Origin of the sequence: Mycolicibacterium tokaiense (assembly GCF_010725885.1) — a bacterium.
Lineage (GTDB): Bacteria > Actinomycetota > Actinomycetes > Mycobacteriales > Mycobacteriaceae > Mycobacterium > Mycobacterium tokaiense.
Map to the genome: position 1 here is coordinate 2,956,677 of NZ_AP022600.1, position 17,169 is coordinate 2,973,845.

Below are 17,169 nucleotides of genomic sequence, written 5' to 3' on the forward strand. Positions count from 1 at the left end.
GTCAGCCGCCCGGCTTGCGCAGACCCAGACGTTGCATCCGGCGGTAGGGCGCCTTGCCGCGGCGGATCTCGCGGCGCTGCTTGCGCCGTTCCTTGGGCTTGGCGTCCCACGCCTCCGGCCGTGCGGCCACCCACCGCTGGCTGCGCACCGTGAACGGGATGATCAGCAGGTAGCCCACGATGATCAGCAACACCAACACGTAGGGGAACAGCAGCAGGGAGGCTGCGGCCGCGGCGATGGCGATCAGCAGGATGGGTGCGGCGTTGGACGGCATCGACACCGATTTCAGAGCCAGCGTGGGCACCCGGCTCACCAGCAGCGTGGCGTTGGCCGCGAACCACAGGCAGACGAACCAGGGCGCCGTCCACCAGCCGTGGCCGAACTGCAGCAGCGCGGCCAACGGGCCGATGACGCCGACGGCCCCACACGGGGCGGGCATCCCGGTGAAGTACTGGCGCGTGTACGCGGGTTTGGTGTCGTCGTCGAGCAGGGCGTTGAACCGGGCCAGCCGCAGCACGATGCACACGCAGTACAGCAGCGCGAAGATCCAGCCCACCGGTGAGGTGGGCAGCAGCGTCACGTACACCACCAGCGCGGGGGCCACCCCGAAGTTCACGGCGTCGGCCAGGGAGTCGATCTCGGCGCCCATCCGCGACTGCGCGTCCAGCGCGCGGGCGATGCCGCCGTCGATCCCGTCCAGCACCGCGGCCGCGCCGATCAGGGCCAGCGCGATGTGGGGCCGGCCGTCGAGGGCGAACTTGATGGAGGTCAGGCCGGCGCAGATGGCCAGCACCGTGGTGGCGCTGGGCAGGATCCGCATGGCGCGCGGACGCTGCCCCTCCCGGCGTTGCATCACGGCAGCTCGGCGAGGACGGTTTCGCCCGCGATGGCCCGCTGGCCGAGGCTGACCAGCAGTCGCGAGCCCTCCGGGAGGTAGGTGTCCAGCCGGGAGCCGTACCGGATCAGGCCGTAGGTGTCGCCGATCGCCAGCTTGTCGCCGGGCTTGACCTCGCAGACAATGCGCCGCGCCACCAGACCGGCGATCTGGGTGGCGATGATGTCCACGCCCTCGGGAGTGCGGATGACGATCGAGTTGCGTTCGTTGTCCGAGCTGGCCGACGGCAGATCCGCGGTGCCGAACAGGCCCGGCCGGTATTCGACGGCCACCACCTCACCGCCGATGGGTGCCCGCTGCACGTGGGCGTCCAGGACGGACAGGAAGACGCTGACCCGGGGCAGCGGCGTGTCGGCGAGCCCCAGTTCGGGCGGCGGCACCGCGTGCTCGATCAGGCACACCTGCCCGTCGGCGGGGGACACCACCACACCCGGGCGGGTGGGCGGCACCCGTTTGGGGTGCCGGAAGAATCCGGCCTGCACGGCGGCGGCGGCGAGGCCGGCGGTGCGCAGCCAGCGGGAGCGGTAGCCCAGGGCGGCCACCGCCAGGCCGGCGCCGACGAACGGCAGGCCCGCGGGGTGCATCGGAGGGACGGTGGACCGCACCAGATCTACGAGATGCGATGCTTCGGACGTGCGGGGTCGTCTGGCCACGCTTCTATCCTAGGTAGGTCGCCGAGGCGGCGACGGAGGAGCCGGGGAGGCAGGGCCTACCTGCAGAGGCTCAAGTGAGTTCCCAGACACGCACGGCCGACCCCGCGTCCACCTGCGTGACGTCCTCACCGATGTCGAGCAGACAGTTGGCGGAGGCGAGGTAGCGCAGGTGGTGGCTGGCGGGCGGTCCGTAGCCGGCTACGGTGCCGGTGGCCGGGTCGTAGACCCCGCGGCGGAACTGCCGTTTGCCGGCCGGGGACGTCAGCGCTTCGGACAGTTCGGCGGTGTGCTGCCTGCGGTGCACGTCGGCCAACCCCATCGCGGCGCGCAGTGCAGGTCGGACGAACACCTCGAAGGACACCAGCGCGCTCACCGGGTTACCGGGCAGGGTGATGATCGGCACCCCGCCGACGCGGCCCGCGCCCTGGGGCATCCCCGGCTGCATGGCCACCTTGGCGAACTCGACTTCGCCGTCGCCCAGGGCGTCCTTGACCACCTCGTAGGCCCCGGCGCTCACCCCGCCGGTGGTGATGATCAGATCAGCGTCCTCGAGATGCGCGGTCAGCGCCGCGCGGAACTCGGCGACGTCGTCGCTGGACATCGGGGCATGGCTGGCCACCGCGCCGGCGTCGCGCACCGCCGCGGCGAGCATCGCCGCGTTGGACTCGTAGATCTGCCCCGGCTGCAGCGCAGTCCCGGGCGCCACCAGCTCGGTGCCGGTGGACATCACCAGCACGCGCTGCCGCGGCGCGACCTCCAGTTCGGCGATGCCCAGTGCAGCGGCCAGCCCGACGGCGGCCGGCGTCACCACCTGGCCGGCGCGCAGTACGGGTGTGCCCGCGGTGACGTCCTCACCCGCGGCGCGCACGTGCTGGCCCGGCGGCGCCGACACCCGGATCTCCACGGTGTCGGTGCCGCCGTCGGTGCGTTCCACGGGTACGACGGCGGTGGCGCCCTCCGGCAGCGGAGCGCCCGTCATGATGCGGTGCGCGGTGCCCGGTGTCAGGGTCAGCGTGTCGGTGCGCCCGGCCGGGATGTCCTCGGCCACCGGCAGCCGCACCGGGGCCGCCTCGGTGGCCGCGGCGATGTCGGGTGCGTACACGGCGTAGCCGTCCATGGCGGAGTTGTCGAACACCGGAAGCGACAGCGGCGCCACCACATCGGCGGTCAGCACCAGCCCTTCGGCCTGCACCAAGGGCAACCGCGTTCCGGCACGCGGCGTCAGCAGGGCAGCCACCACCCGCTGATGTTCTTCGACGGTGCGCATCAGAACGGGAACCGCACACCGGTCAGTTGCTCGGAGACCGTCCACAGCCGCTCCTGCACGGCGACGTCATGGGACTGCTTGCTCGAGGACACCAGCACCGGATGGCCCCACAGTTCGCGGAAGCCGTCCGGGCCGTAGTACTGACCCCCGCTGGCGCCCGGGTCGGTGGCGGCGCGCAGCGTGGCCAGGGCACCCATGGCGGGGGAGTTGGTCACCAGGCCGGTCAGCTTGTCGACAAAGGGCAGTGAGGACCCCGGGATGTGGCGCATCAGCTCGGTGTTGGACACCCCGGGGTGGGCGGCCACCGCGATGGTCTCGGCGCCTGCGGTGGCCAGACGGCGTTGCAGTTCGTAGGCGAACATCAGGTTGGCCAGCTTGGCCTGCCCGTAGGCCGCCACCCGGTTGTAGCCGCGCTCCCACTGCAGGTCGTCGAAATGGATGGCGGCGCGGATGTTGTGCGCGATGCTGGCGACCACCACCACCCGCGAACCCGGCACCGGCAGCAGGTTCTCCAGCAGCAACCCGGTGAGCGCGAAGTGGCCCAGGTGGTTGGTGCCGAACTGCAACTCGAACCCGTCCTTGGTGGTCTGCTTCGGCGGGTACATCACCCCGGCGTTGTTGATCAGCAGGTCGATGCGCGGGTGGGACTCCTTCAGTTCGGCCGCGGCGGTCCGAACCGATTGCAGGGAGCCGAGATCCAGCGGCTGCACGGTGATGTCGGCGCGGGGCACGGCCCCGAGGATCTGCGCCGCGGCGGCATTGCCCTTCTCGACGTTGCGCACCGCGATCACCACGGTGGCCCCGCGGGCGGCGAGGACCTTCGCGGTCTCGAAGCCCAGCCCGGTGTTGGCGCCGGTGACGACCGCGGTGCGGCCGCTCTGGTCGGGGACGTCGTTTTCGGTCCACTTGGTGCTCATGTCCCCGAACATTACGGACACGGCATGCTCGACACCATGGATGGCATGCGTGATCCGTGTAATCCGCCGAGCAGCAGGGCCCCGCTGGTCTGGGCGCTGGGTGCGGCGATCCCGTGGGCGGTGGCCCTGGTGGGCATCGGTGTCTGGTTCGCCCTCGACGACCGGCTGCGGTGGCTGCAGTTCCTGGTCGCCCTGGCCGCCGTGGTGTGCGCGGTGGTCTCCGTGGGCGTGGTTCCGATGTGGCGGTACCGCGTGCACCGCTGGGAGATCAGCGACACCGCGGTGTACACCCGCAGCGGCTGGCTGATGCAGGAGCGGCGCATCGCCCCGATCTCCCGGGTGCAGACCGTCGACACCCACCGCGGCCCGCTGGACCGCTTGTTCGGCCTGGCCACCGTGACGGTGACGACGGCGTCCTCGGCCGGCGCGGTGCAGATCGCCGCCCTGGACACCGCGGTGGCCGACGGGATCGTCGCGCATCTGACCGCGGTCGCCGCGATCGGGGAAGCCGATGCCACCTGAGTGGAGCCGCCTGAGTCCGCGCATGCTGCTGGTGCATCCGGTGCACGAGGTGTTGCGGCAGGTGCCACTGCTGGTCGGGGCGGTGGTGCTGGGGTCGGCCACCAACAATCCGCTGTGGTCGCTGCTGGGTCTGGCACTGGTCATCGCGGTGGGTCTGGCGCGCTGGTTCACCACCACGTACCGCATCGACGACGAGGACGTGGCACTGCGCACCGGGGTGCTGCACCGCAGTGTGCTGACCGTCCCGCGCAGCCGGATCCGGTCGGTGTCCACCGATGCCCGTCCGCTGCACCGCCTGCTCGGGTTGACCGTGCTGCGCATCAGCACCGGCCAGGAAGCTCACGGCGACAAGGTTTTCGAGCTCGACGCGGTGCCCGCCGCCGACGTCGCGCGGCTGCGGGGCGTCCTGCTGCAGCGCGCCGCGACGGCTCCCGAGGCCGCCGTCAGCGAGGTGGTACTGGCGCGCTGGCAACCGTCGTGGCTGCGCTACAGCCCGCTGAGCATGTCGGGGCTGGTGATGATCGGCGCTGCGGTGGGGATCATCTACCAGGCCGGTCTGGGAGCGGCGCTGCAACGCTCCGACGTCGTGGAATCCGGTCTCGATGCCGCCGAGAACCTCGGGGTGGCGGTCGCGGTGGGTGTGGTGGTGCTGGTGATCGTGGTGGCGTCGGTGGTGTTGTCACTCGCGCGGTCGCTGCTGACCTACGGCAACCTGGTGCTGCGGCGGCGCCCCGACACCCTGGCGCTACAACACGGCCTGCTGCGGGTCCGGGAGCACACCTTCGACATGCGCCGGCTGCGCGGCGGCACCCTGCGACAGCCGCTGCTGGTGCGGCTGTTCGGCGGGGCCCGCCTCGATGCGGTGATGACGGGGGTCAACGGTGCCGGTGAGGCGTCGCTGCTGCTGCCGCCGTGTCCGGCGGCCACTGCCAGCGGGGTACTGGCCGAGGTCCTGGGTGACGGCACCCCGGTGCAGGTCCCGCTGCGCCGCCACGGCCCGGCAGCCGCTCGGCGGCGCTGGACCCGGGCGCTGACCGTGCCCGCGGTGCTGGCCGTGGCCGCCGCGGTGGCCGGTGTGCCGGCCTGGGTGTGGCTGGTGCTGGCGGCGCTGACGGTGGTGAGCGCACTGCTGGCCGCCGACCGGGTGCGGGCGCTCGGGCACTGGGTCGACGGCCGGTGGCTGGTCTCGCGCAGCGGCAGTGTGGAACGGCGCCGCGACTGCATCGCGGTGGCCGGGATCATCGGCTGGACGGTGCGCCAATCGGTCTTCCAGCGGCGGGCCCGGGTGGCCACGCTGGTGGCGGCCACCGCCGCGGGCACCAAGCGGTACGTGCTGATCGATGTGCCCGCCGACCAGGCCTGGGCGGTGGCGGCGGCCGCCTCGCCCTGGGTTGCCGACTGCGCCTGGATCGATCGGGGCAAATGAGCCCACAACTTGCGCGGTGACCCCGTGCGTTTACTGTCGCACCATGGCTACCGGCGGAGTGCTCTTCGACATCGATGGTGTGCTGGTGACCTCGTGGAAGCCGATCCCCGGCGCCCGCGAGACGCTGCGGGCGTTGTCCGACAACCAGATCGCGCGGTCCTACCTGACCAACACCACCACCAGGACCCGCGTCCAGATCGCCGATCTGCTCACCGAGGCCGGCATGGACGTCACCCCCGACGAGGTGATCACCGCGGCGGTGCTCACCGCCGACTTCGTGCGCGACCGGTATCCGGATGCCCGGTGCTTCCTGGTCAACAGCGGGGACATCGCCGGGGACATGCCCGGCATCGATCTGGTGGCGTCGGTGGACACGCGCGGTGGCCCCATGCCCGAGACTCCCGACGTGGTGCTGCTCGGCGGTGCCGGACCGGAGTACGACCACGTGACCCTGTCGTGGGTCTACGACTGGATGGCCCAGGGGGTGCCGGTGGTGGCGATGCACCGCAGCATGTCCTGGACCACCACCGAGGGTCTGCGCATCGACACCGGCATGTACCTGGGTGGCATGGAGGAATGCTCGGGGCGCAAGGCCACCGCAGTGGGCAAGCCCGCACCCGAGGGCTTCCTGGCCGCCGCCGCGCGGCTGGGGGTGGAGCCCGACGAGATGTTCATGGTGGGCGACGATCTCAACATCGACGTGCTGGCCGCTCAGGTGGTGGGGATGACGGGGGTGCTGGTGCGCACCGGCAAGTTCCGTCAGGACACGTTGGACCGTTGGGCCGCAGACGATTTCGCCATGCAACCTAATCATGTCATCGACTCGGTGGCCGATCTGCCTGCACTGCTGGGCCTTTAGCGATTTCGGCGCGTCGGTAACCGTCAGGCGGTTACCAACGCGCCCAAGTCGCTGGGACGTCGGGGTTCACGGAGATGATCTCGACGCTGGTCCCCGTCGGCGCTTCGTCGTCGTCGGAGCCACCGGCCGGGATCGGAGTCGATTCGTAGGTGTAGACACCAGCGCCGTTGGGGTTGGGACTGTCGAAGTGCACGTCCTTCAGGATCCAGGTGGTGTTCCCCAGAGTCACGGTCAGATCTCCGTGAACCCGGTAGATGGGTTCCTGTGCAACGATCTGTGCCTGGTACCCGGACCGGATCTTCAGGGTTTCGGTTTCGGTGAAGGTGTGGCTACTGGTCCAGGTGTGTTGGTATTCCTCCGAGATCTCGACGTTGATCAGATCGGAGAGGATCTTGAAGCTCTGCTTGGCGGCAATCTTCAGCGAGTCCGACGAGGACACCGAGTCGGAGATCGCCACGGCATAAGTCTGGTCGTCCGGAGTGGTGTTCTTCACGATGTGGCCGACGATGCGAGGGTCGGTCAGCGTCTCCTCTTGATAAGAGATCGCGAAGTTCTGGCATTTCCCGGTCGCCCCGTCCTTGCACAACAAGTCCACTATCGCCTCCTGGCGGGGGTCATCGGGAGGCAAGGTGATCGTGGTGCCGGGGAGGTCGAACAGGAAGGCGTTGTCCTTGCCGTAATTCTCGGGTGCACATGACACCCCGGACGAGTGAGACGAGCATGTGAGCGCATCGTGAAACGTCAGGTTGCTGATCACCAGCATATGGACATCCCAGGTACCTGCGTCCGAGGTGAAGATGGGGGTCACCGCGTTGTCGTGGAAGAAGAAGTACGTCACCTCGAAGTGTGCGGGCTGGCCCGGTTGGATGACGGTGCCGACACCGGGGCCGGACACCTCGGGATGAGATTCCCGGTAACCCTGAAACGTCACGGGCAGGCTGCTGAAGTTCCAGACGGTGTATCCCTGTGTGGTCACTCCCACGCCGCCGCTGGGTTGGACGTCGACCCGGATGCTGACGGTGCGGGTCATAGATGCGAACGGATTGAGCAGATTGATATGAAAGCCCTTCTGGCGCACGGAGATATCAAAGCTATCGGCTCCGCCGACGGCGGCAAAGCCCTCAGCCGGCGTGTAGGTGAAGGTGCCGTCTGCGGTCACCGTCACAGTGCCGTACCTCGGGTCTTGTCGCACCGTGTAGATCAGGGGGTCACCATCGGGGTCCACCGCGCCGACAGTGCCGATCACCTGGCCGCTCGGTAGCTGGCCATACTGCAGCGGGCGTACGGAGGGAGCGCTGTTGAAGAAGGTGCGCCGGACGAACTCGAACATTCCCGAAAAGAGCAGGGAGATCGGGTTTTCTGTCGGAGCTGTGCCGCCGATTGCATCCTGCAGTGACGCCGACAGGCGACTGAACGGCGTGCCCGGCTGAACGACGACCTCGGTGGCAGCCGGGTCTGCGACGGTATTGATGATATCGGCGGCGCCGGAATGACCATCTGCGATGGCGACGTCCTGGGCTCTGCCGGAAGAGTGTTCGGGTTCGGGTTCGGGGTCGTCCGAGTCGAGGACTGGGATGTCGGTGCCCTCGTCGTCCTCCTCGGAGGTCGGTTCAGCAGCGTCCTGGTGGTGATCACTCTCGGCATGATGGCCCGATTGTGCTGTCTTGGACGGCCGCTCCTGGGTCTCGTCGTCCGATGCCGGCTCCGGTTCGGCTACCGTGTCGGTCTCGTCCTCGTTGTCGTCAAGATCGCTCAGGTCCTCATCCAAATCCGCTGAAGGATCTTTGGTTTCGGCATCGGTGGGCCCAGCCGCGGATTCGCCGGAATTGTGCCGGGGTTCATTCGGCGCGGTTGTGGTCGACGTGTCCGTCGACGGGGATGTCTCATCGGTCGATGTCGATGTCGATGTCGATGTCGATGTCGATGTCGATGTCGATGTCGATGTGTCACTACCCGCCGTCGTGTCGGTCCCGGTTTCGGCGGGAGCGGCGGCCGCAATGGCGGCACCGTTCGCCATCGCTATTCCCAGTCCGACGGCCACGGCCGCGACGCGTGCAGCATTGCTCTTGGGTGACATGGTGCCCTTCCCGAGTCCGACCGGAGGCAGACCTGCATCGGCAGCAACTGGTTTTGCGGACTGAATCAATCACGCCTGTCGGCGGAAATCCATTGTCGGGAAGAGAAGTTCACCCGCAAACACTGAATAATTTGCCTCGACGACAGTCAAGCGCCGACTTGGCTAGGACGTCTGCCCGAAGCCGAGCTCGCGGACCGCGGAGATGCGCTCCTTGAGCTGATCGGAGGTGGCGGCCGCCACGGGTGGGCCGCCGCAGATGCGGCGCAGCTCGTTGTGGATCCAGCCGTGCGGCTTGTTCAGCCGGTGGTGCGCGGCGGACACCAGTGCGTTGAGTTCTTTGCGCAGGTCTTTGATCTGGCCGTGGGTGGCCCGTGGGACGGCGGCTTCGCCGGAGGCCGTGCGCTTTTCGAGCTGGGCCACCTGACGCTTGCTGAGCAGGTCGCGCATCTGGGTGACGTCGAGCAGTCCGGGGATGCCCAGATAGTCGGCTTCCTCGTCACTGCCGGCGGGGGTGGCGGTGCCGAACGACGACCCCTCGAAGATCACCTGGTCCAGTTCGGCGTCGGCGCCCAGGGAGGTGAACGCCTTCTCCTCCTCGCCGGCTTCGTCCTTCTTCTGCTTGGCCAGCTCGGCATCCAACGGGTCTTCGTCACCCTGGGATTCGCGGTGCGGCTTACCCAGGATGTGGTTGCGCTGTTCTTCCAGTTCGCTGGCCAGCATCAGCAGGTTGGGCACCGACGGCAGGAACACGCTGGCCGTCTCACCGGCGCGGCGCGAACGCACGAAGCGGCCGATGGCCTGGGCGAAGAACAGCGGGGTGGAGGCGCTGGTGGCGTACACGCCCACCGACAGCCGAGGCACGTCGACGCCCTCGGACACCATGCGCACTGCGACCATCCAGCGGCTGGTGCCCTTGGAGAATTCGGTGATCCGGTCCGAGGCGCCCTTGTCGTCGGAGAGCACGATCGTCGGCGACTCTCCGGTGATGGTCTCCAGCAGCTTGCCGTAGGCGCGGGCGGTGGTCTGGTCCGAGGCGATGATCATGCCGCCGGCGTCCGGCACGTGCTGACGCTTCTGCTGCAGGCGGATGTCGGCAGCGGCGATCACGGCCGGCATCCACTGACCGGCAGGGTCCAGGGCGGTGCGCCACGCGCGGGCGGTCTGCTCGGCGCTCAGCGGTTCACCGAGGCGGGCGGCGTGCTCGTCGCCGGCGCTGTCGCGCCAGCGGGCCTCGCCCGAATAGGCCATGAAGACCACCGGGCGGACCACGCCGTCGGCGAGGGCGTCGGAGTAGCCGTAGGTGTGGTCGGCGACGCTGCGCTGCAGGCCGTTGGCGTCCGGTTCGTAGGTCACGAACGGGATGGGACTGTCGTCGCTGCGGAACGGGGTGCCGGTCAGCGCCAGCCGGCGGGTGGCGTCGTCGAAGGCTTCGCGGATGGCCTCGCCCCAGCTCTTGGCGTCACCGCCGTGGTGGATCTCGTCGAAGATCACCAGGGTCTTGTAGTTCTCGGTGCGCACCCGGTGGCGATAGGGGTGGCTGGCCACCTGGGCGTAGGTGACGACCACGCCGTGGTACTCCGAAGAGGTCTGGGAGTTCGAGTTGGAGAACTTGGGGTCCAGGGCGATGCCCTGGGTGGCCGCCGAGCGGGCCCACTGGATCTTGAGGTGCTCGGTGGGCACCACGATGGTGACCTTCTCGACCACCCGCTCGCTGAGCAGTTCGGCCGCCAGTCGGATGGCGAACGTGGTCTTGCCTGCGCCGGGGGTGGCGACGGCCAGGAAGTCCCGCGGTTGCGTGGTCAGATATTTGACCAGCGCTTTCCGCTGCCAGCTCCGCAGTGCCTGGGTGCTGGGCGCTGCTTCAGCCCGCACCCTGGGTCTCCTTCCGACGGAAAGTGAGCCTAGGGCAAGGGGTTCCGTCGACGCGAGTCCAGTCGGCGTGTCTTACTCAACAAAGAAATTATCGTTGCGGATGAACCACTCGCGGCGCTCGTCGTCGGTCAGCTCACCCACCTGGGCCAACCCTTCGAAATAGTGCTCCCGGGGCGCCCCGGGAGCGAAGATCATCAGGATGGATGCGGGCTCGTCGGCGACATTGCGGAAGCCGTGGATACCGCCCGGTGGGACGTAGAGGAAGTCCTGGGGTCCGCCGGTCTTCCAGTCGGTGCCGTCGTAGAGCTCGATGGTGCCCGACAGCACGAAAAAGGCCTCGGACATGGCCCGGTGAAAGTGCGGGCCGGGCCCGCCCGCACCGGCGGCGAGATCCACCCGGTAGAGGCCGTAGTCGCCGCCGGTGTCGGTCTGGTCGGCCAGGTAGCGGTACTGCACTAGGCCGAACGAGTCGTGATCGGGGGCGTCGTCGCCGCGTTTGAGCCAGGCGCTGACCTCGGGGTCGCCGTGGTGGCGCGCGGGTGGGTAGGGCGGGACGACGAGGGACACCCGACTCACGCTAAACGGGGAACGTCACCTTGGTGAGCTCTTCGGAGACAGTCCACAGCCGGCGTTGCTGCTCAAGGTCGTAGGACCGGTCGCTGGAGGCGACGACGACGGGGGCGCCGCGCCACTGGGCCAGGTTGGCCGGTCCGTAGTACTGGCCGCCGAGCACGGCCGGGTCGGTGGCCGCGCGCAGCGACGGCAGCGCCCCGGCGGCGGCGCTCTGGGCGATGACCCCTGCCACGGCGTTCATGGCGGGTAGGACGGCGGCCGGCAGGTTGCGGGCCAGCTCGGTGTTCGAGGTGCCGGGGTGCGCGGCCACAGCGATGGTCTTGCCGCGCGGCGCCAGACGCCGCTGTAGCTCGTAGGTGAACATCAGGTTGGCCAGCTTCGATTGGGAGTAGGCGCCCATTCGGTTGTAGGAGCGCTCCCACTGCAGGTCGTCCCAGTGGATGGCGCCGCCCATCTTGTGGCCGTTGCTGCTCACGGTGACGATGCGGGCGCCCTCGACGTCCAGCATTGCGTCCAACAGCAGGCCGGTGAGCGCGAAGTGGCCCAGGTGGTTGGTCCCGAACTGCAGGTCGAAGCCGTCCTGGGTGGTGCCCTTGGGTGTGGTCATGACGCCCGCGTTGTTGATCAGCAGGTCGATCTTGGGGTGATCGGCCTTCAGCTGGTCGGCGGCGGTGCGGATCGAGTCCAGCGAGGTCAGGTCCAGCGCCTGTACCGACACGGCGCCGGAGATCCGGTCGGCGGCCTGCACCCCCTTGTCGGTGTTGCGGACGGCGATCACGACATGGGCGCCTTTGGCGGCCAGCGCCTTGGCGGTCTCGAATCCGAGCCCGGTGTTGGCGCCGGTGATCACGGCGATGCGGCCGGTCTGGTCGGGGATGTCGGCGGTGCTCCACGAGGTCATGTCTGTTCTCCTGGTCGGCGAGTACTCTGGATAAACCGGGGCGTACGCCCCGCTTGGCTCAACTATACGGAACGCCGGCCCCGGTTAAAGGAGGTGCGCTGTGAGCGAACAGGACATGCCGGTCCTCGCGGAAAAACCGATGCGTGCCGATGCGGCCCGCAACCGCGCCAAGGTGCTCGAGGTCGCCTACGAAACCTTCGCGGCCGAAGGGCTGGCGGTGCCCATCGACGAGATCGCCCGCCGCGCCGGCGTCGGTGCCGGCACGGTCTACCGCCATTTCCCCACCAAGGAAGCCCTGTTCGGGGCTGTCTTCGAGGACCGGCTGCGCCGCATCGCCGAGCACGCCCGAGCCTTGCTGTCCTCCGCCGGGCCGAGTGAGGCGCTGTTCGAGTTCCTGCGCCAGATGGTGCGCACCGGCGCCACCGACAGCGGGCTGGTGGACGCACTGGCCGGCTACGGCATCGATCTGGAAGCAGCAGCCCCGGGGGCGGAGGCCACCTTCATCGGCATGCTCGACGAGCTGCTCATCGCCGCGCAGCACGCCGGCACCGTGCGCACCGATGTCGGCGTCATGGAGGTCAAGGCGCTGCTGCTGGTCTGCAAGACCTCCCAGCTGTACGGCCCCGATGTCGCCGACCGCATCACCGAGGTGATCGTGGACGGCCTCGCGACCCGATGACGTGCACGGAGCTGCCACCGACGCCGGTGACGAAGAGGGTGCCGGTGGCGGGGTCGACAACCACCTGACCGTCGCGGTCGGTGATGGGGCCGGACGCGATCGCTCGGCGCGAGCGCGGATCCATCACCACCAGCCGGGGTGCCGCCACCATGATCAGGCTCCCGTCCGCGCCCACCGCCAACTGTCCGCGCCCGGGCGCCGCGGGTGACGGCGCTGTCCTGACCGCCCGGCTGGTCAGGTCGACGGTGTAGGCAGTGTCGGCCGACAGCAGGTAACCCGTGGGTGACGTGGGGTCCAGTGCCGCGACGACGTCCGAGCGGGCCTGTAGGTCGAGACGGTGCACGCCCAGATCGGGGGTCGACAGCATGGCGGCATCCGGCCCGCCGGTGACGACGGCCGTGGCTCCGTCCGCGGTGAGGATCAGTCGGTCCGCCGGAAAGTTCAGGTCCACCTCGGCGAGCTCCTGCCGGGAATCGGCATCCAGCACGGTGATTCCGGCGGGCGCTGCGGCGAAAGGCCGGTGCAGGAGGTATGCGCGTCGAGCCCGTGGATCGAGGGCCAGATCGGCCACCGGCGCCGACAGCAGCCTGGTCTCGACGAAGCGGCCGGAGGTGAGGTCGAGGATCGACAGCATCCGGCTCGGCAGGCCGTGTGTGTCGTCGCCGTTGCCCACCCACGCGGTACCCGTTGCCGGGTCCGCTGCGACGGTGCCGCCGGCCCGATTGGTCTTCACCCGGATCACCCGCGGCGGCCCCGGCTGTGTGGGATCGACAACCATCAGGGCGCCGTCGCCGACTCCCAGTAGCGTGTGGGTGGCGGGCAGGTAGGCCAGCTCGCCGATCGGCCGGTCGAGGGTCAGTGTCCAGGGGCCGGGTTCGATGCGTGTCGGGCCGTCGACGAAGGCGACCGAGCCGAAGGTGAGCGCGGCCGCCAGCCCGGCGGCTACGCCACCGGTCCTCCTCAGCCCGGGCCTGCGGGCACCCATGGTGGGAGTGTGGCACGAACCGGAAAGCCATCCGGTGTTTCCTTGCACTCGGCATGGGCGAGTGCTAAGAATGACATTGGCACTCGCACCTCGCGAGTGCTAGGTCGGCAAGGTGAGGTCGGGTCGCACACCCAGACCGTCCGTCGCGGGCACTGCACCCGACCGCAGCTTATGGGGCGACACGCACGCGGTCGCCCTGGCCGTGCCAGAACATATCCGGAGGATTCACTTCGTTATGGCTAAGACCATTGCGTACGACGAAGAGGCCCGTCGCGGCCTCGAGCGGGGCCTCAATGCCCTCGCCGACGCGGTAAAGGTGACGCTGGGCCCCAAGGGTCGCAACGTTGTCCTGGAGAAGAAGTGGGGCGCCCCCACGATCACCAACGATGGTGTGTCCATCGCCAAGGAGATCGAGCTGGAGGACCCGTACGAGAAGATCGGCGCCGAGCTGGTCAAAGAGGTCGCCAAGAAGACTGATGACGTCGCGGGCGACGGCACCACCACCGCCACCGTGCTGGCCCAGGCCCTGGTTCGCGAAGGCCTGCGCAACGTCGCTGCCGGCGCCAACCCCCTCGGCCTCAAGCGCGGCATCGAGAAGGCCGTGGAAAAGGTGACCGAAGGCCTGCTCGCCAGCGCCAAGGCCATCGAGACCAAGGACCAGATCGCCGCCACTGCCGGCATCTCCGCCGGTGACCAGACCATCGGCGACCTGATCGCCGAGGCCATGGACAAGGTCGGCAACGAGGGTGTCATCACCGTCGAGGAGTCCAACACCTTCGGCCTGCAGCTCGAGCTCACCGAGGGCATGCGCTTCGACAAGGGCTACATCTCCGGCTACTTCGTCACCGACGCCGAGCGTCAGGAAGCCGTCCTGGAGGATCCCTACATCCTGCTGGTCAGCTCCAAGGTCTCGACCGTCAAGGACCTGCTGCCGCTGCTGGAGAAGGTCATCCAGGCCGGCAAGCCGCTGCTGATCATCGCCGAGGACGTCGAGGGCGAAGCCCTGTCCACCCTGGTGGTCAACAAGATCCGCGGCACCTTCAAGTCGGTGGCCGTCAAGGCCCCGGGCTTCGGTGACCGCCGCAAGGCCATGCTGCAGGACATCGCGATCCTGACCGGTGGCCAGGTCGTCAGCGAAGAGGTCGGCCTCTCGCTGGAGACCGCCGACGTCGCGCTGCTGGGCACCGCCCGCAAGATCGTCGTCACCAAGGACGAGACCACCATCGTCGAGGGCGCCGGTGACTCCGACGCCATCGCCGGCCGGGTGGCCCAGATCCGTGCCGAGATCGAGAACAGCGACTCCGACTACGACCGCGAGAAGCTGCAGGAGCGCCTGGCCAAGCTGGCCGGCGGTGTTGCGGTGATCAAGGCCGGCGCTGCCACCGAGGTGGAGCTCAAGGAGCGCAAGCACCGCATCGAAGATGCCGTGCGTAACGCCAAGGCCGCTGTCGAAGAGGGCATCGTCGCCGGTGGCGGCGTGGCTCTGCTGCAGTCGGCTCCGTCGCTCGACGAGCTGAAGCTCGAAGGTGACGAGGCCACCGGTGCCAACATCGTGCGCGTCGCGCTGTCGGCCCCGCTGAAGCAGATCGCCTTCAACGCGGGCCTCGAGCCCGGCGTGGTTGCCGAGAAGGTCACCAACTCCCCGCAGGGCACCGGCCTCAACGCCGCGACCGGCGTGTACGAGGACCTGCTCAAGGCCGGCGTCGCCGACCCGGTGAAGGTCACCCGCTCGGCGCTGCAGAACGCAGCCTCGATCGCGGCGCTGTTCCTCACCACCGAGGCCGTCGTCGCCGACAAGCCGGAGAAGGCCGCCGCACCTGCGGGCGACCCGACCGGTGGCATGGGCGGTATGGACTTCTAAGTCCTGCTCTTCGGGAGGCCCCGGTGCGCTTGGCGCACCGGGGCCTCTTGCGCTGTCCCGAGTGTGGGTTCTGTGCACAGGCTGGGGTGGAAAACCGTGCGGGAAGCCCACGTTCGTCGGTGCAGACCTCCACGGTGCGGTCATGGAACCGTTCATCGGAAGTGCCGCGGTCCGGCGCGGCGAACTGACACGGCGTGGACTTGCGCGCGCCCACCGGCCGATCTACCGCGATGTGTACCTGGCCCGCTTGACTGCGCGATTGCGGGCCCGGGCCGCGTGGCTGGCCACCGGAGCGGTCCTCGGCGGGCTCTCTGCCGCGGCGGTGTTCGGGACGAAGTGGCTCGACCCTGCGGCACCGGCAGAAATCATCCGTCCCGATCGGCATAGTCAGACCGGGATCGTCGCGCATTCCTGGCAGCTGGTGCCCGGTGACGTCTGTTCCCGGCGGGGCATGCTGATGACCACTCCCGCGCGCACCGCTTTCGACATCGGCAGGCTGCGCCCGTGCGACGCCGCCGTGCCCGTCCTCGACGCCCTGATCAGGGCAACCGGGCTTGACCTCGCCGAGGTCGTCGACCTCGCTGGTGCCCGACGACGGGTCCGTGGCGTCGATCAGCTACGCGCGGTTCTCGACCTGTGCGACGGCGGTGCCGAGTCGCCGAAGGAATCGCAGGTCCGGCTGTTGCTCAGGGCTGCGGGTCTGCCGAGGCCGGAGACGCAGATCGAGTTCTACGACGCGTACGGTCAGCCGTTCATCCGAGTGGACATGGGTTGGCGCACCTGGAAAGTGGCCGTTGAATACGACGGCGTGCAGCACTGGGAGAACGCGAGGCAGCGGGAGTGGGATATCGAGCGCATCGCCCTGCTCGAAGCGATGGGCTGGATCGTCATCCGGGTGAGCGCGCCGATGCTGCGACGGCCGCAGGTGTTTATCGAGCGGGCACGTGTCGCCTTGCGTGCCCGTGGTTGCCCGATCTGAGCTCGACCGTGGGGGACATGCACAGATTCTGGGGCGGGACCGTGCACAGCGCCCACGCTCGAAACTGACATCTGCGCCCGCCAACGCGGGATCGCCGGCCCGCGGCCGGGAGGGAGGATCATCGCGCCCCTTGGTACGCCCATCTCCGCGAGGGCCACAACGAGTCGGGTTCTGCGTCAAGGGGACAACGCTGCACTCACGACACCGGATCGAGAACGATCACCGGGATGACGCGGCCGGAGCGGGCTGCGAACTCGTCAATGTGGGGCATCATTGCTCTTTGGCGATCCCAGATACGTTGCCGCTCAGCCTCACTGGCCACCCGCGCTGTGGCTTTGTGCGTGAAGCGTCCAACCTCGATCTCTACATCGGGGTTGGCGACGACGTTGTGATACCAAGCTGGGTTGGTGGGCGCCCCTCCGGCGGAGGCGAAGATGGCCCAGCTCCCACCCAGATCGTGATAGACGAGCAGCGAGATGCGTTCAAGCCCAGTCTTGGCCCCCGTGCTGTGCAAGATCAGCAGGGGCACGTCGCCGAAACTGGCGACTTTGCCGTTGTTGGCGCGGAATTCTTCGATCAGTGTCGCGTTCATCTCTTCGGGGTCGGCCATGTCGTGCCTTTCGTGGGGATGGGTTCCTGGACACAGGCTTGAGCTGACGGATGGTTCGTACTGGCGGCCGTTCGCCGTAGCCATCGCTTCCAC

At 68.7% G+C, this 17,169-nt stretch carries 16 protein-coding genes; 6 read left to right on the forward strand and 10 right to left on the reverse strand.

What is annotated here, in order from left to right:
• Nucleotide 1: 1 nt before the first annotated feature.
• The 4 genes from G6N58_RS14355 to G6N58_RS14370 form a co-directional block, all read right to left on the reverse strand.
• A complete protein-coding gene (locus tag G6N58_RS14355) occupies nt 2-853 on the reverse strand; it encodes a CDP-alcohol phosphatidyltransferase family protein (RefSeq protein WP_068915326.1) in 852 nt (283 codons plus the stop codon).
• A complete protein-coding gene (locus G6N58_RS14360; protein ID WP_068915327.1) occupies nt 853-1,548 on the reverse strand; it encodes a phosphatidylserine decarboxylase in 696 nt (231 codons plus the stop codon). Before G6N58_RS14360 ends, G6N58_RS14355 begins: the two co-directional genes overlap by 1 nt.
• A 70-nt stretch (nt 1,549-1,618) precedes the next feature.
• The gene (gene moeA / locus G6N58_RS14365; RefSeq protein WP_115278248.1) at nt 1,619-2,815 is read right to left on the reverse strand and encodes a molybdopterin molybdotransferase MoeA; all 1,197 of its coding nucleotides are present in this window, start codon (nt 2,813-2,815) and stop codon (nt 1,619-1,621) included.
• On the reverse strand, nt 2,815-3,732 hold the full coding sequence (locus tag G6N58_RS14370) for an SDR family NAD(P)-dependent oxidoreductase (protein WP_115281515.1): 918 nt from the start codon (nt 3,730-3,732) through the stop codon (nt 2,815-2,817). The genes moeA and G6N58_RS14370 overlap by 1 nt, the downstream gene beginning before the upstream one ends.
• A gap of 45 nt (nt 3,733-3,777) precedes the next feature.
• Here G6N58_RS14370 and G6N58_RS14375 point away from each other — a divergent pair, with 45 nt between their 5' ends.
• From G6N58_RS14375 to G6N58_RS14385, 3 genes are read left to right on the forward strand one after another with little or no spacing between them, the layout of a single operon-like run.
• Nucleotides 3,778-4,254: a PH domain-containing protein gene (locus G6N58_RS14375; protein ID WP_068919572.1), complete on the forward strand. Its 477-nt coding sequence runs from the start codon at nt 3,778-3,780 to the stop codon at nt 4,252-4,254.
• A 22-nt stretch (nt 4,255-4,276) separates the two neighbouring features.
• Complete coding sequence (locus tag G6N58_RS14380) at nt 4,277-5,680, forward strand: PH domain-containing protein (RefSeq protein ID WP_232067864.1); 1,404 nt, start codon at nt 4,277-4,279, stop codon at nt 5,678-5,680.
• Between the two features lie 43 nt (nt 5,681-5,723).
• Nucleotides 5,724-6,539, forward strand: a complete 816-nt coding sequence (locus G6N58_RS14385) for an HAD-IIA family hydrolase (RefSeq protein WP_068915330.1) — start codon at nt 5,724-5,726, stop codon at nt 6,537-6,539.
• Between the two features lie 31 nt (nt 6,540-6,570).
• Here the strand turns inward: G6N58_RS14385 and G6N58_RS14390 are convergent, their stop codons facing one another.
• The 4 genes from G6N58_RS14390 to G6N58_RS14405 form a co-directional block, all read right to left on the reverse strand.
• On the reverse strand, nt 6,571-8,580 hold the full coding sequence (locus G6N58_RS14390; RefSeq protein WP_147289317.1) for a cadherin-like domain-containing protein: 2,010 nt from the start codon (nt 8,578-8,580) through the stop codon (nt 6,571-6,573).
• A gap of 198 nt (nt 8,581-8,778) precedes the next feature.
• On the reverse strand, nt 8,779-10,488 hold the full coding sequence (locus G6N58_RS14395) for a DEAD/DEAH box helicase (protein ID WP_115278244.1): 1,710 nt from the start codon (nt 10,486-10,488) through the stop codon (nt 8,779-8,781).
• 72 nt (nt 10,489-10,560) lie between these two features.
• Nucleotides 10,561-11,055, reverse strand: a complete 495-nt coding sequence (locus G6N58_RS14400; RefSeq protein ID WP_115281514.1) for a cupin domain-containing protein — start codon at nt 11,053-11,055, stop codon at nt 10,561-10,563.
• Between the two features lie 10 nt (nt 11,056-11,065).
• Nucleotides 11,066-11,962, reverse strand: a complete 897-nt coding sequence (locus G6N58_RS14405) for an SDR family NAD(P)-dependent oxidoreductase (protein WP_115278243.1) — start codon at nt 11,960-11,962, stop codon at nt 11,066-11,068.
• 139 nt (nt 11,963-12,101) lie between these two features.
• Between G6N58_RS14405 and G6N58_RS14410 the strand changes: the two genes are divergently transcribed.
• Nucleotides 12,102-12,641 carry a TetR/AcrR family transcriptional regulator gene (locus G6N58_RS14410; protein WP_115281513.1) on the forward strand — a complete coding sequence of 180 codons (540 nt, stop codon included), beginning with the start codon at nt 12,102-12,104 and terminating at the stop codon, nt 12,639-12,641.
• On the opposite strand, the gene G6N58_RS14415 is transcribed toward G6N58_RS14410, so the two are convergent.
• Nucleotides 12,604-13,626: a YncE family protein gene (locus tag G6N58_RS14415; protein ID WP_115278242.1), complete on the reverse strand. Its 1,023-nt coding sequence runs from the start codon at nt 13,624-13,626 to the stop codon at nt 12,604-12,606. The two genes, G6N58_RS14410 and G6N58_RS14415, sit on opposite strands and share 38 nt — an antisense overlap.
• A gap of 235 nt (nt 13,627-13,861) precedes the next feature.
• Between G6N58_RS14415 and groL the strand changes: the two genes are divergently transcribed.
• Together groL and G6N58_RS14425 are read left to right on the forward strand one after the other, a co-directional pair.
• Nucleotides 13,862-15,487, forward strand: a complete 1,626-nt coding sequence (gene groL, locus G6N58_RS14420; protein ID WP_068915336.1) for a chaperonin GroEL — start codon at nt 13,862-13,864, stop codon at nt 15,485-15,487.
• A gap of 142 nt (nt 15,488-15,629) precedes the next feature.
• A complete protein-coding gene (locus G6N58_RS14425; RefSeq protein WP_115278241.1) occupies nt 15,630-16,466 on the forward strand; it encodes a DUF559 domain-containing protein in 837 nt (278 codons plus the stop codon).
• Between the two features lie 196 nt (nt 16,467-16,662).
• On the opposite strand, the gene G6N58_RS14430 is transcribed toward G6N58_RS14425, so the two are convergent.
• Nucleotides 16,663-17,076 carry a nitroreductase family deazaflavin-dependent oxidoreductase gene (locus G6N58_RS14430; protein ID WP_163908171.1) on the reverse strand — a complete coding sequence of 138 codons (414 nt, stop codon included), beginning with the start codon at nt 17,074-17,076 and terminating at the stop codon, nt 16,663-16,665.
• Between the last annotated feature and the right edge of the window lie 93 nt (nt 17,077-17,169).

Bases quoted from the DNA above. Each gene is read 5' to 3' on its own strand.
- G6N58_RS14355 (WP_068915326.1), bottom strand. From the start codon at position 853: ATGCAACGCCGGGAGGGGCAGCGTCCGCGCGCCATGCGGATCCTGCCC.
- G6N58_RS14430 (WP_163908171.1), bottom strand. From the start codon at position 17,076: ATGGCCGACCCCGAAGAGATGAACGCGACACTGATCGAAGAATTCCGC.
- G6N58_RS14405 (WP_115278243.1), bottom strand. From the start codon at position 11,962: ATGACCTCGTGGAGCACCGCCGACATCCCCGACCAGACCGGCCGCATC.
- G6N58_RS14375 (WP_068919572.1), top strand. From the start codon at position 3,778: ATGCGTGATCCGTGTAATCCGCCGAGCAGCAGGGCCCCGCTGGTCTGG.
- G6N58_RS14385 (WP_068915330.1), top strand. From the start codon at position 5,724: ATGGCTACCGGCGGAGTGCTCTTCGACATCGATGGTGTGCTGGTGACC.
- moeA (WP_115278248.1), bottom strand. From the start codon at position 2,815: ATGCGCACCGTCGAAGAACATCAGCGGGTGGTGGCTGCCCTGCTGACG.
- G6N58_RS14380 (WP_232067864.1), top strand. From the start codon at position 4,277: ATGCTGCTGGTGCATCCGGTGCACGAGGTGTTGCGGCAGGTGCCACTG.
- G6N58_RS14410 (WP_115281513.1), top strand. From the start codon at position 12,102: ATGCGTGCCGATGCGGCCCGCAACCGCGCCAAGGTGCTCGAGGTCGCC.
- groL (WP_068915336.1), top strand. From the start codon at position 13,862: ATGGCTAAGACCATTGCGTACGACGAAGAGGCCCGTCGCGGCCTCGAG.
- G6N58_RS14415 (WP_115278242.1), bottom strand. From the start codon at position 13,626: ATGGGTGCCCGCAGGCCCGGGCTGAGGAGGACCGGTGGCGTAGCCGCC.
- G6N58_RS14425 (WP_115278241.1), top strand. From the start codon at position 15,630: ATGGAACCGTTCATCGGAAGTGCCGCGGTCCGGCGCGGCGAACTGACA.
- G6N58_RS14370 (WP_115281515.1), bottom strand. From the start codon at position 3,732: ATGAGCACCAAGTGGACCGAAAACGACGTCCCCGACCAGAGCGGCCGC.